This is a genomic window from Coprococcus sp. HPP0074, from assembly GCF_964238105.1.
Lineage (GTDB): Bacteria > Bacillota > Clostridia > Lachnospirales > Lachnospiraceae > Faecalimonas > Faecalimonas umbilicata.
In genome coordinates this window covers 432,310-446,429 of record NZ_CAXSKS010000001.1, presented here as the reverse complement: position 1 = coordinate 446,429, position 14,120 = coordinate 432,310, and the positions used below count along the sequence as shown (strand labels likewise).

Here is a 14,120-nt window from a genome sequence, read left to right as displayed (position 1 = left end):
TTAGACTTCTTCCAGTGGTGTAAAGTAATTGAGAAATTCCAGCGCTGCCTTGGAAGAAGGCACGTGATGATTGTGCGCGATGACAAGCTGTCTTGTCGGAAGTTCTTCATCAGTTTCTACAATAAAAAGATTGTCGGATTTGTGCGGAATACAGTAGTCCGGGATGAAAGCGATGCCAAGCCCGATGCTTGCAAGGTCGATCAACAGATCATTACTACTCAGCTCGATCTCCGGTACAAGATCCAGCTGGTGTTGCTGGAACAGGCTGTGCAGGAACTCACTTGTCGTACTTTTGCGGTCCAGCATTAGAATCGGGTATTGGAGGAGTTCTTTCAGGGAGAGTTTTCGCCCTTTCAGTTCACTGAAAGATTCATTGGCAATAAAAACATCTTTAAAGTTTTTGATTTTTTTGACTGTAGTCAGACTGCTGAGATAGCTGTTCGGATAGTTGGTCACGATCAGATCGACTTGTCCGGTCTCAAGCAGTTCCACACATTTGATGGAAGTCTGGTTGGTCACCTTGATATGTGCGTTTGGGAATTCCTTGTGGAAGCGCTTCAAATAAGGGACAAGAAAATAGCGGCAGATCGTATCACTGGCGCCGATGCGGATCTGTCCTCCGGTTGTGGCAGAATCCATCAGCTGGGATTCTCCGCGCTTGATCAAATTCATTGCTGGTTCTACATGGCGCAGCAGGATCTCACCTTCCGGGGTGAGCTGGACTCGTTTGGTACTCCGGATGAAAAGGGTCTGATCCAGCTTTTTTTCCAAAGCTTTGATCGACTGGCTCACTGCCGACTGGGAGATAAAGAGCTGCTTGGAAGCTTCTGAGAAGCTGAGAGTCGTTGCTACATAGTAGAAGACTTTATATAATTCGTAATTGATGTCCATCATTAGTTCTCCTTATAAGTATTTTATATTTATAAGAATAAGAGGATTTTAGGAAAATGTCAACAGAAGTTTTCGAGAAAGTAAACACAGCATAGTCCATTTTTCTGGAATTCGGTGCCAAAAACTGGTATACTTAAGAAGAAAGCATGGAACTATATTTGAGAAGGATATAATGTCTGGCAGAGAGATGAGGTGAAGAATGCAAAAAATTTTTGGCCTGGTGGCGGCAATGGCGATGATCGTGGTCATGTTGATCACAAGTTTTGAAATCGCAATTTATAGCGATTATGGATGGTACCAGAAGGAATATGAGAAGTATCAAGTACTGGATGATCTGGAGATGGAGATGCAGGATGTGATGGATGTGACTGAAGAGATGATGGCATATCTGAGAGGAGACAGGAAAAATCTGGAAGTAAAGACTGTGATCGCCGGAGAGGAAGGGATGTTCTTTAATGAACGGGAAAAGCTTCATATGGAAGATGTACAAGGGCTGTTTCTCGGAGGGATACAGATCCGCAGAGTCGCCTTTGTGATTTTCGCAGCAGCAGTTTTGCTGATTCTTTTTCAGAAAGGAAATTTAAGAGAGATTTTACCTCAGATGTATGGATGGGCAGTCGGTCTGTTTCTTGGGGTGGCAGCAGTGTTTGGAGGGTTGGTCGCGATTGATTTCAATAAGTATTTCGTGTTGTTCCACGAGATCTTTTTTAGCAATGATCTGTGGCTGCTGGATCCGGCTACGGATTTGCTGATCCGGATGCTGCCGGAGGGGTTTTTCTTTGATATGGTGATTCGGATCGGAGTGATTTTCATAGGGAGTCTGTTAATTCTGTGGGGTGCCGGGGCACTCTGGAGACGGGGCAGATCGAAGAAAAAATCATAGCATTAATATTTCTTATAAGTAAATTAAGTTATATTAATTATACTAATGATTTGAATTGTGGTAGGATACAAATAGAAGAAAGTATCAGACGAAATGGAGGATATTATGAGTAGTGTAAAACGTGTATATGTAGAAAAGAGACCGGAATTTGCTGTGCAGGCAAAGGAATTACAGCACGAAGCAAAAAGTTATCTTGGCATTCAGACAATTACAGGAATCCGTGTGCTGAACCGCTATGATATTGAGAATCTTTCTGACGAGACTTTTGAGACAGCCTGCAATGGTATTTTCTCAGAGCCGCCGGTAGATATTTTATACAGAGAAGAATTCCCAATGAAGGAAGGAAGCAGAGTTTTTTCCGTAGAGTTTCTTCCGGGACAATTTGATCAGAGAGCCGATTCAGCAGTACAGTGTGTACAGTTTATCAAAGAAGATGAGACACCAGTGATCAAGACTGCAACAACATATGTGATCGAAGGAGAGATTACAGATGCTGAATTTGAAGCGATCAAGAGTCACTGCATCAATCCAGTCGATTCCAGAGAGACAGGGATGGACAAGCCGGAGACACTTGTCACAGTGTTTGAGGAACCGGAAGATGTGAAGATTTTTGACGGGTTCAAAGAGATGCCGGAGACAGAATTAAAGGAGTTATATGATTCTCTTGGGCTTGCAATGACGTTCAAAGATTTCCTTCATATTCAGGGATATTTTAAAGGGGAAGAAGACAGAGATCCAACGATGACAGAGATTCGTGTGTTAGACACATACTGGTCAGATCACTGCCGCCATACAACATTCTCCACAGAATTAAAAGAAGTTACATTTGAAGATGGAGATTACAAAGAACCTCTCGTAAAGACTTATGAGAGATATCTGGAAGACCGCTCAGAGATTTTCAAAGGGCGTGAGGACAAATTTGTATGTCTGATGGATCTTGCCCTGATGGCAATGAGAAAACTCAAAAAAGAAGGAAAATTAAATGATCAGGAAGAGAGCGATGAGATCAATGCGTGCAGCATCGTTGTTCCGGTGGTCGTAGATGGAAAGGAAGAGGAGTGGCTTGTCAACTTCAAGAATGAGACACACAATCATCCGACAGAGATCGAACCATTTGGAGGAGCTGCAACTTGTCTTGGCGGAGCAATCCGTGACCCGCTTTCAGGACGTACTTACGTTTATCAGGCAATGCGCGTAACAGGTGCGGCAGATCCGACCGTATCTGTGAAAGATACGATGAAAGGAAAGCTTCCACAGAAAAAACTGGTGACAGAGGCTGCCCATGGATATAGCTCTTATGGAAATCAGATCGGACTTGCCACAGGAGCAGTCAAAGAGATTTACCATCCGAACTATGTTGCAAAGCGTATGGAGATCGGAGCAGTATTAGGAGCTGCACCTAGAAGAGCGGTGATCCGTGAGACATCTGATCCGGGAGATATCATTGTACTGCTCGGTGGACGTACCGGACGTGATGGATGCGGCGGTGCGACTGGTTCTTCTAAAGTACATACAGAAGAATCTATTGAGACATGTGGAGCAGAAGTACAGAAGGGAAATCCACCGACAGAACGGAAGATTCAGAGACTGTTCCGCAGAGAGGAAGTCAGCTGCCTGATCAAAAAGTGTAATGACTTCGGAGCAGGCGGAGTGTCTGTTGCGATCGGAGAACTTGCAGATGGTCTGCGGGTAGATTTAGATAAAGTACCGAAAAAATATGCAGGGTTAGATGGAACAGAGATTGCCATCTCAGAATCTCAGGAGCGTATGGCAGTTGTCGTAGATCCGAAAGATGTGGCACAGTTCCTTGCATATGCGAAAGAAGAGAATCTGGAAGCCGTGGAAGTGGCAGTTGTGACAGAGGAACCACGTCTGGTACTTTCTTGGAGAGGAAAAGAAATTGTCAATATTTCCCGTGCGTTCTTAGATACAAACGGAGCACACCAGGAAACAGCAGTTACTGTGGAAATTCCGGACAGAGCGGGAAGCCTTTTCGTAAGAGAAGAAGTAAAAGATGTCAAAGAAAAATGGATCGCAACGTTAAAAGATTTAAATGTATGCTCGCAGAAAGGTCTTGTAGAACGGTTTGACGGTTCCATCGGAGCAGGCTCTGTCTTTATGCCACACGGTGGAAAATATCAGATGACAGAGACACAGAGTATGGTTGCAAAACTTCCGGTGCAGGAAGGAGCTTGTGATACTGTGACAATGATGAGCTATGGATTTGATCCATATTTATCTACTTGGAGCCCATATCACGGAGCAGTCTATGCAGTGGTAGAATCCGTTGCAAAAATCGTGGCAAATGGTGGAGATTACAGTAAGATCCGTCTTACGTTCCAGGAATACTTCCGCAGAATGACAGAAGATCCAAAGAGATGGAGCCAGCCGTTTGCAGCGTTGCTCGGTGCATATGATGTACAGCTTGGTCTGGGACTGCCGTCAATCGGTGGAAAGGACAGTATGTCCGGAACGTTCCAGGATATTGATGTTCCGCCAACATTAGTTTCTTTTGCAGTGGATGTGGCACACGACCATGAGATCATTACACCAGAGCTTAAGAAAGCAGGAAATAAGTTAGTATGGCTTCGGATGGAACAGGATCACTATGAACTTCCAGTATATGCAAGCTTAAAAGATCAGTATGCAAAATTTGCAGAAGATATCCACAGTGGCAAGATTGTTTCTGCCTATGCGCTGGACAGACACGGAATTGCAGCAGCGGTAAGTAAGATGGCATTTGGAAATGGCATGGGTGTAAAACTGGAAGAAACAATTGATAAGCGTGAACTGTTTGCACCGGCATTCGGGGATCTGATCGCAGAAGTACCGGCAGAAAGACTTGAAGAACTTTCTATTTCTTATACACTCCTTGGAGAAGTGACAGCAGACAACACAATCTCCTATGGAGAGATGCAGCTTAGCTTGAATGAAGCAGTGACTGCATGGAAAGGAACTTTGGAAAGCGTATTCCCGACTGTTTCAGAAGAAAAACAAAAGATGCAGAACATCGATGTGCAGCCGGCATCTGAAAAAGCAGTGATCGAAAACGGACTGTATCGTACAAGTGATATCCATATCTGCACACATAAGATTGGACAGCCTACAGTCTTCATTCCAGTATTCCCAGGTACAAACTGTGAGTACGACAGTAAGAAGGCATTTGAGCGTGCAGGGGCAAAGGTGATCACAAAAGTATTCAAGAACTTAAATGCAGAAGATATCCGTGACTCTGTAGCAGAGTTTGAGAAGGCGATCGCACAGTCACAGATGATCATGTTCCCAGGTGGATTCAGCGCCGGAGATGAGCCAGATGGTTCTGCAAAATTCTTCGCAACAGCATTCCAGAATGCGAAGTTAAAAGAAGCAGTGGAAAAATTATTGCATGAGCGTGACGGACTTGCACTTGGTATCTGTAACGGATTCCAGGCATTAATCAAACTTGGTCTGGTGCCATACGGAACAATCTGTGGACAGACAGAGAATTCTCCGACATTGACATACAATACGATCGGACGCCATATTTCCAAGATGGTATACACCAAAGTCGTAACAAATAAATCACCATGGCTGCAGCAGGCAGAACTTGGCGGAGTTTACACAAATCCGGCATCTCATGGAGAAGGTCGCTTTGTAGCTTCCGAAGAGGTATTAAAGCAGCTTTTCGCAAACGGTCAGGTGGCAACACAGTACTGTGATCTTGATGGCACAGTGACAATGGATGAGGAATGGAATCCAAATGGTTCTTACTGTGCGATCGAAGGAATCACAAGTCCGGATGGACGTGTGCTTGGTAAGATGGCTCACTCAGAACGAAGAGGAAAATCGGTTGCAGTCAATATTTACGGAGAACAAGATCTGAAGATCTTCGAATCTGGTGTTGCATACTTCAAATAAATAACGAAGAGGAAAGTCAAAGTGAAAAATTGCTTGACTTTTACAGAGCATAACATTATAATGTCAAAGTAAACAAGGCAATGAGGCCGCGCAGGAGTTTTTCTGTGCGGCTGATTTTATATCTGAGGAGGTAATGAAGATGTCATATGTAGATGAAGTCATTGAGTTAGTAGTGAGAAAGAACCCGGCGGAGCCGGAATTTCATCAGGCGGTAAAGGAAGTGCTGGAATCTCTCAGAATTGTAGTAGAAGCAAATGAAGAGAAGTTCCGAAGAGAAGCCCTTCTCGAGAGATTGGTAGAGCCGGAAAGACAGTTTAAATTCCGGGTGCCGTGGGTAGATGACAAAGGACAGGTACAGGTGAACACTGGGTACCGCGTGCAGTTCAACAGCGCGATCGGACCGTATAAGGGAGGACTTCGTCTGCATCCATCTGTCAACCTTGGGATCATCAAATTTTTAGGATTCGAGCAGGTATTTAAAAACTCTCTGACCGGACTTCCGATCGGCGGAGGAAAAGGTGGATCTGATTTTGACCCAAAAGGGAAATCAGATCGGGAAGTGATGGCATTCTGCCAGAGTTTTATGACAGAATTATGTAAATATATTGGAGCCGATACCGATGTACCTGCCGGAGATATCGGAACAGGAGCAAGAGAGATCGGGTATCTGTTTGGACAATACAAGAGAATCCGTGGTGTATATGAAGGCGTGCTGACTGGAAAAGGATTAAGTTACGGGGGATCTCTTGCAAGAAAAGAGGCAACCGGATATGGTCTGTTATATTTGACAGAGGAAATGTTAAAACTCAACGGAATCGAACTTGCAGGGAAAACTGTAGCAGTGTCAGGTGCGGGAAATGTGGCGATCTATGCGACAGAAAAAGCACAGGAACTCGGGGCAAAAGTTGTGACGGTCAGCGATTCTACCGGATGGGTGTATGATCCGGACGGAATTGACGTAGCAGCATTAAAAGAGATCAAAGAAGTGAAGCGGGAGCGTCTGACGGAATATCCAAAATATCGCCCAAATGCGAAGTATCAGGAAGGAACCGGAGTATGGTCAGTGAAGGTTGATATCGCTCTTCCATGTGCAACACAGAATGAACTGCATCTGGAAGATGCAAAGATGCTTGTAGCAAATGGCTGTATCGCGGTGGCGGAAGGAGCAAACATGCCGACGACAATGGAAGCTACCGAATATCTTCAGAAGAATGGTGTGCTTTTTGCACCGGGAAAAGCAGCCAATGCAGGCGGAGTTGCCACATCTGCGCTTGAGATGTCCCAGAATAGCGAGCGGTTAAGCTGGACCTTTGAAGAGGTGGACAGCAAGCTGAAAGGAATCATGATCAACATTTGCCACAATATGACAGACGCAGCGAAAAAATACGGTGTGGAAGGAAATTATGTGGCAGGTGCCAATATTGCAGGCTTTGAGAAAGTAGTAGATGCAATGAATGCACAGGGAATCGTGTAGAAATCCGGCAGTTTAGTAAAATGTAAAAAAGTTCTAGGTGCAAGAATATAAAAATTGTGCTAATATAAGAGTATTGATAAAAGAAATCTGACAAAATAGTGTTTGGGAGGGAAGCACAATGGAATTAAAGTTGAAAGATTTACGTTCATCTAAGAATCCAAAGGCGCGTATCAAAATCCTGCAAGGACATTTTGCGACGGGAAATTCACACATCAATACCTATATTGATATGTCTACAGTGAAGACACGGCACAACAATGCCCGCGAAGCGGCGAAAGAACTTGCAAAGGAATATTTGACGACAACTATGGTCGATACGATCGTCTGTCTGGATGAGACGGAAGTAATTGGAACATTTCTGGCAGAGATTTTGTCGGACAGTACCACGATGTCCATGAGCAGCAAAAACAATATTTCTGTAATCACGCCGGAATTTCATCAGGCAGGACAGATCGTGTTCCGGGATAACAAGCAGCGGATGATCAAAAATCAGCAGGTATTGATACTGGCTGCCTCAGTGACATCAGGTAAGACCGTTTCCAAAGCGATTGAGTCCGTGCTGTACTATGGAGGCAGTGTCTGTGGAATCTGCTCTATTTTCAGCGCTGTGACAAAAATTGCGGGAATGAAGATCAATACAATTTTTACGAGCAGCGATGTTCCGGATTACCGGGCATATGCTCCTCATGATTGTCCGATGTGCAAAGAGGGAAGACCGGTGGAAGCGATTGTAAACAGCTACGGGTACTCTAAGGTAGATTGATGATCTGCTGAGGAATATTGGGAAGAAAAAAGAGACACTGGAACTAATTATTCCAATGTCTCTTTTAAATATACAGACCATTCTAAGATCAGTCGTTCCAGGGAATATGCCGCATTGGCAGGACTGGTAGAAGGGAGCCGGATCGCTTTTTGTCTGGTGAGAGGCAGACAGTATTTTTCATAAAGCTTAAAGGCAGTACCGCCGTTTGTGTAGATCTGCCGGATCGGAGCATCCCGCAGAATTCTGGAGATGTCATTTGGGATCACATTACGGATACTGCTGTCACTGGAACCTTCAATCTCACAGGAGGCAATGACATCCCATATTGCAATACGGTTCCTGAAAAGAAATGCTTTCTTGTCTGCAATCGTAACCGGAACATCCTCATGAGAAAGCGCTGCCAACAGCTTCCAGAAGCGATTCTGTGGATGATGATAGAAGAACTGTGCTTCCCGGGATTTGACAGAAGGGAAACTCCCTAAGATTAATATTTGTGAGTCACTGTTATAAATCGGTGAAATGTTATGGATTGCATGTTCCATAGAAGAAACACCCCTTTCGCATAAAAATTGTAAATTCAGATTTATTGTAGCATTTGGATGAAGAGGGGGCAATCAAAAAAATAGATACGGAAAAGAGAGGGAAAGATAGATGACAATGCGAGAATTTTGTGAAAAGATCGGAATGGATGAAGCATCCATACAGCAGGTAGAACAGTTTTCCATAGAGGATGCGGTGTATACCAGTTACAAAAGAGAGTTTCAAGAAGACAAAAAGAGGTTTTTTGCCCGCTTAAAAGAGGAAGAAAACTGGCATGTGTTTGCACTTGTCCTTTATATCCGCATGGCAGTGGAAGTATATGAAACCTTTCAGGAGAAAGGAATTGCTGACCAGGTTTATTTTGATACGTTTTCCGATTTCCGGATTTGGAATGAGGAATGCAAAAAAAAGTATGGTATTTGTGGACTGACGGAGTGTGAGTGGCTGAGCCTTCCGCTGGAATTAAAGATCTTCCGGCTTGGCAGACTTCAGTTTGAACCAATCCGTCTGGAGAAAGCGATTGAGACGGAGAAGTATACCTTACCGGAAGGAACAAAAGTTTTAAATGTACATATACCGGAAGATGGAAGGTTAGATATAGAGACATGCATGGACGCCTTCGAGCGGGCAGAAAATTTTTTCCAGGAAACATTCGAGGCATTTGTCTGTGAGTCCTGGTTGGTTTCCCCGAAATTAAAGGAGCTGTTAGGAGAAGATTCCAATATTATAAAATTTATGGGGCTATTTGAAAATTATGGGATTGTCTATCCGTTCCGTCAGGCGGAACAGCGGGTGTTTGGGGTAATTTGCGAACAAAAAGAGGAATATCCAGAACATACTTCTTTGCAGAGAGCATTAAAAAAATACGTTCTGAATGGAAAGGAACCGGGAATGGGACAAGGGGTGCGCCTTCGCGCAGAGAAGCGAAACTGATCACGGAGTCAGAACAATTCCGTGACCAGTTCTGCTATTGCTACACCAGCTCTGCGATACGGGAAACACCAACATAAATCTCGGAGATTTTATACCATGTCCGATAGTCTACGGTTCCTGTTGCCGGAAGACCGAAGACCGATTGGAATTTTTTTACAGATGCAGCGGTGGCTGGTCCATAGATGCCATCTACGGTGATCTTCGGAATGGCCGGATAAGCACCTGCAATGACATTTAATTCCTCCTGCATCTGTCGCACTTTATTGCCGGAAGAGCCGTTTTCTAACACATATCCCGGCCAGGAAGAAGGGATGCCGGAAATCTCCTGTGCGGTATTGATATACATATTGTCACCGTAATAATAACGGAGAATTTCGATTGGGGAATAGCCCTGGTCTCCGAGCGCTTTCGATCCCCATTGGGTCATCCTTATGGAAGCGACATGCAAACGACTGGAAAAGCCGGCAGCCACAGTATTTTACGAATCTGGGAGATGGTAGTAAATCGTAAGGACATCCTGCGGTTTGTCATAAACCATTTTCTGGATGATACTTCTGAGCACCTCGTTCTTCTGTGAATCTGAAAAGGTCTCGGAAAAAAGCACATCGCAGATGGTGTGAAGCTTCTGGCAGGCTTGCTCTTTTTGGGGAAAATTTGCCGGCGAAGAAGGCTGACAATTGCTGAGAAGTAGTTCCAGCTGTTTCTGCTCATTTCTAAGGACTTCTTTATTTTCTTTGTATTCTTCTAAAGTATCAATGCCGTTTTGATAGGCTGCCTTGATCCGCTTTTCTTTTTGTTCCAGTTGCTTTAACTGTTCGGATAAGAGTTTTCGCTCATCAACCATTTCTTGTTTTCGTGTCGGTTCTCTTTTCATATAAGTGATTTCCTTTGTGTGGAAAACATCCTGCAATGCTTGAAGGACAACGGGCTCCAATAGAAGAGAACTGACACTGTTTTTGGCAGCACATTTTCCCTTGATGACACCATAACAAACAAAATAGGAATAGGCTTCTCCATTGGATTTCCGATACATCGTTTTGGCGATCATAGTGCGGCCGCATACCGGACATTTTAAGAGCCCGCCAAGCCAGTGGTGGTAAGTAGAGGAAGGGCGGGCGCCTTTTGGAATGTGGGCAGAATGCAAGCGCTGCTGGGCGCGGTCAAACAATTCTTTGCTGATGATCGCTTCGTGCTGCCCGTTGGCAATGATCCAGTCTTTCTCCGCTTTGATTTCATTTGTCTCGCTTGTCGTCCGATTCCAACGGATCATGCCGCAGTAGGTTGGGTTTTGCAGGATATACTCGATCGATCTCCGCTCAAAAGGTTCCTTCCGGGAAGTTCTATACCCGAGTTGATTCAAAAATCTTGCAATTTCAAAGCATCCGCAACATTCTTCCACATACTTCTGAAAGATGATCCGGATGATGGCAGCTTCCTCTGGGACGATCACCGGAGGTTTTCCACGCTCGGTAATCTTATACCCGAGTGGCGGTCGCGCCTGATATCCGCCGCGCAGTGCTTTTTCGGTCATTCCTCGCTTCACTTCATCCGAGAGACGGATGGAATAGTATTCATCCATCCACTCGATGATCCGTTCGATCAGAGAGCCGAAAGGACCGTCTACCAGTGGTTCAGAGACACTTAGGACATCAATCCCGCACTGTCTGCGAAGCAATGATTTATAGACGATGGATTCTTCCTGATTGCGGGCAAAACGACTATACTTCCAGACGATGATGACAGAAAAGGGACGAGGCTTTGTCTTGGCAAGACCAATCATCCGTTGGAAATCATGGCGCTTTTCTGCTTTTCTTCCGGAGACGCTTTCTATAAAGATGTATTCTTCCGGGATGGTGATATTATTTTTTTCGGCAAATTCTTTCCCGAGCCGGATTTGTGCATCGGGAGATAATTCATCCTGATTATGTGTGCTGACACGGACGTATAATGCGCCGATTTTCATGTGCGATCACTCCTTCTCTTGATTATATATGCAAAAAGAGAGAAAAATAACAGACAACCTCGCATGCAGGACAGGCTGCGCTGCATATCTTTTGGAAAGAAACGCGGGGAGAGAAAAGAAAAGTGAAAGTAAGACAGATCCTTGTGATGGATGACAAAGAGATCGACTTGGAACAGCTAAGTAAAGAAGAGCAGAAACAGATGGAAGCGCGATTGAATGCGGCAGCTTTGCGTCAGGCGGGATATGAGCCTTCGCCGAGGCGAAAAGATCCCTAGATTTTTGTGCAAAGGCTATGGTATAATCATGAAAGAGTTCTGTATCAATAATTAGCAGAAATAGATAAGGAGAACATGTGGATGATAAAAAGAAAATTAGCGGCAGAGGAAATACAGAAAATGAAAGACGGGTATATTCCTGCACCATACCAGCTGGAAGAGGGAGAACAGATCAATGATGTTTACCTGGAACCAGTATTTTTTGAAAACGAAAATGGACCGACAATCGGTGTGACGACATGTGGGGTGATTGTGAAGGATGGATTGTTTTTTAAAGATATGGACAATTCTGGAGAACTGTCACCGTACAAGGATTGGAGACTGGATCATGAGACACGCGCCAAAGATATGGTTGCGCACTTGCGGTTAGATCAGCAGGCAGGTCTGGTGCTGAATACATTGTGGAATTCCCCGATGGTGATGACGCGCGAGGAGGCAAAAGATGAGAAGGGAGAGATCATCCCATCGAAGATTTTCAAGCGGTTTGATCCAGAAGAAAAAGAGGGACCTTCGTTTCTTCCGGGTGTCACGATGAATGTCAGTGATGCGGACGTACTGGAACGGAAACTGACGGGCGGAGTGTACAGGGGTGATATGCGTGCAGAAGCGGGCATGAGTGCACTTTACCACAATTTAGGGACACAGATGCTGGAGTATGAGGCATGTCAGGATGGCGTGGCGATTCCGTATTCTCTGCATACGAATCCAATCAATATCGGTTATCCGGATTTCCTCGGAATCGGTGCAGCCGTGATGGGAGATGGTAATTTTGATCTTGTATATGAGATGGCGGATACGGATCGCAAGATGATGAAGGCAGCAGGGCAAAACATTATGTATGGTCCTCAGGTAGATGTGGCGACAGATCCAAGATGGCCTCGCAATAGTGGGACATACGGGGAACGTACGGATATCACTTGCGGAATCATCAAAGAATTGGTTCGTGGATATCAGAACGGAGAAGATGGCCTCAACGAAGGATCTGTCGTGATCACGGTGAAGCATTTCCCGGGAGATGGACCGGCAGAGAATGGATTTGAGCCACATATGCCGATCGGGCAGTGGAGACTTTATCCGACGGAGGGATCGATGGAAAAATATCACCTGCCGCCATTTCAGGCTGCTTTTGATCTGAAAGCATCGGCAATCATGCCGGATTATTCCAGAATCTGTGCAGATAGCCGCAGCAAAGAGCAGTATTATCGCGGAAGAGTGACTTCGCGTGAGACGGTTGGTTCTACTTACAGCAAAGAACTGATCACAGATCTTGCCCGCGAGACAATGGGATTTGAAGGATATGTAAACTCAGATTCAGGAATTACGACGGTACAGACATACGGGGTGGAAGAACTTACAGTACCGCAGCGGTATGCGAAGGCGATTTCTGCCGGAACAGATGTAATCGGAGGAAATTCAGACTCCGAAAATATCGTAAAGGCAGTGGAAGAAGGCTATCTTGCAAAAGAAGAGTTGGATCGCGCTAATTATCACAGATTACTTAGTCTGTTCCGCGTAGGACGGGTGGACAATCCATATCTGGACCCGGATTATGCAGACAAGGTTCGGGAGGAGAATCTGCACGATGCGAAACAGGCGGCATATAAAGCGAATCAGAAGGCAGTCGTTCTGGCAAAAAATCATGCAAACGTACTTCCGATGGAACAGGGCAAAAAAGTTTACATTGCATGCTTCAAAGGAGTGGATCCGGGAGCAGCTCTTGCGCAGGCCATGGGCGCTGCCGTAGGAGGAAAGGGAGATGAAGAAGCATTTGCAGCGCGACTGAAGGAGTTGTTCACAGAGAGAGGATTCTGCGTGATAGATGATCCAAAAGAAGCTGATTACGCATATCTGCACGTGTGGCCGATTAGTAACGGAATGGTCTTTCGCCAGTATGCAATGCCGGTGATCGAGATGGTAGATGAAGAATTGTTTGAGGAAAGAGAAGTCAACCAAAGCCAGAAGAAAACTGGAAAGATGGTTCCAATCACGACATTGAAAGGGGTATCAGAGATTCCGAAGCTTGCAGAAATGGTTCATCAAAATGGAGGAAAAGTGATTGCGACCTGCGTAGTATGTAATCCGTGGATCCTTGATAAGTTAGAACCATATGTTGACGGACTCACGTTCCAGTATACGGTCAGTCCGGTGGCGATGGAGAATGCGCTGGGAGCACAGATGGATGTTCTCTCTGGAGCGTACAATCCAACTGGAAAGATGAGCCTGACAATGGTATCTTCTCCAGAGGTGATTCGCATCGAAGAAAAGGAACTGGATGGCGTTATGCGGGAAGTATGTGTTTCTCCAAATGATGTTCCGGGATATGACAAAGATGCATATATCGATCCGGAGATTTTGGCGAACGTGAAGGGCGGAAGTTACGCATACTGCGATGAAGATGGTAATTACTATCGGTCAGGATTTGGTTTGAGCTATTAGTCTCATCATAGAAAAAGTAAAAAGCGGCAGGGGGATACACAGGTCAGGTGTATCCTTCTGTCGCT

Annotated in this window: 10 protein-coding genes and 1 pseudogene; 7 read left to right on the top strand and 4 right to left on the bottom strand. The window is 45.0% G+C overall.

The genetic code is table 11. The annotated features are described in order from the left end of the window. Positions 1-891, bottom strand: coding sequence for a LysR family transcriptional regulator (locus ACESPO_RS02100; RefSeq protein WP_174704855.1), 891 nt, complete (start codon positions 889-891; stop codon positions 1-3). A gap of 199 nt (positions 892-1,090) precedes the next feature. Between ACESPO_RS02100 and ACESPO_RS02095 the strand changes: the two genes are divergently transcribed. The 4 genes from ACESPO_RS02095 (at position 1,091) to ACESPO_RS02080 (ending at position 7,908) form a co-directional block, all read left to right on the top strand. After that, on the top strand, positions 1,091-1,774 hold the full coding sequence (locus ACESPO_RS02095) for a TIGR01906 family membrane protein (protein ID WP_499788383.1): 684 nt from the start codon (positions 1,091-1,093) through the stop codon (positions 1,772-1,774). A gap of 105 nt (positions 1,775-1,879) precedes the next feature. Beyond that, complete coding sequence (locus tag ACESPO_RS02090) at positions 1,880-5,671, top strand: phosphoribosylformylglycinamidine synthase (RefSeq protein WP_499788382.1); 3,792 nt, start codon at positions 1,880-1,882, stop codon at positions 5,669-5,671. Positions 5,672-5,810: 139 nt separating this feature from the next. After that, the gene (gene gdhA / locus ACESPO_RS02085) at positions 5,811-7,145 is read left to right on the top strand and encodes an NADP-specific glutamate dehydrogenase (RefSeq protein WP_009261666.1); all 1,335 of its coding nucleotides are present in this window, start codon (positions 5,811-5,813) and stop codon (positions 7,143-7,145) included. A 118-nt stretch (positions 7,146-7,263) separates the two neighbouring features. Beyond that, positions 7,264-7,908 carry a type I phosphoribosyltransferase gene (locus tag ACESPO_RS02080; RefSeq protein ID WP_008975916.1) on the top strand — a complete coding sequence of 215 codons (645 nt, stop codon included), beginning with the start codon at positions 7,264-7,266 and terminating at the stop codon, positions 7,906-7,908. A 47-nt stretch (positions 7,909-7,955) separates the two neighbouring features. Here ACESPO_RS02080 and ACESPO_RS02075 read toward each other — a convergent pair whose 3' ends face one another. Next, the gene (locus ACESPO_RS02075) at positions 7,956-8,450 is read right to left on the bottom strand and encodes a DNA-deoxyinosine glycosylase (protein WP_016439040.1); all 495 of its coding nucleotides are present in this window, start codon (positions 8,448-8,450) and stop codon (positions 7,956-7,958) included. Between the two features lie 109 nt (positions 8,451-8,559). Between ACESPO_RS02075 and ACESPO_RS02070 the strand changes: the two genes are divergently transcribed. Beyond that, a complete protein-coding gene (locus ACESPO_RS02070; RefSeq protein WP_349159841.1) occupies positions 8,560-9,381 on the top strand; it encodes an acyltransferase domain-containing protein in 822 nt (273 codons plus the stop codon). A 40-nt stretch (positions 9,382-9,421) separates the two neighbouring features. Here ACESPO_RS02070 and ACESPO_RS02065 read toward each other — a convergent pair. Both ACESPO_RS02065 and ACESPO_RS02060 read right to left on the bottom strand, forming a co-directional pair. Next, positions 9,422-9,808 (bottom strand): annotated as a pseudogene (locus tag ACESPO_RS02065) (peptidoglycan-binding domain-containing protein); the annotation flags it as partial. A 51-nt stretch (positions 9,809-9,859) separates the two neighbouring features. Continuing rightward, positions 9,860-11,344 carry a recombinase family protein gene (locus ACESPO_RS02060; protein WP_499788381.1) on the bottom strand — a complete coding sequence of 495 codons (1,485 nt, stop codon included), beginning with the start codon at positions 11,342-11,344 and terminating at the stop codon, positions 9,860-9,862. Between the two features lie 122 nt (positions 11,345-11,466). On the opposite strand from ACESPO_RS02060, the gene ACESPO_RS02055 reads away from it, so the two are divergent. Continuing rightward, positions 11,467-11,619, top strand: a complete 153-nt coding sequence (locus ACESPO_RS02055) for a hypothetical protein (RefSeq protein WP_270665829.1) — start codon at positions 11,467-11,469, stop codon at positions 11,617-11,619. An 81-nt stretch (positions 11,620-11,700) separates the two neighbouring features. After that, entirely contained in the window at positions 11,701-14,055 is a 2,355-nt protein-coding gene (locus tag ACESPO_RS02050; RefSeq protein WP_270665827.1) for a glycoside hydrolase family 3 N-terminal domain-containing protein, read from the top strand. The last annotated feature ends 65 nt before the right edge of the window (positions 14,056-14,120 follow it).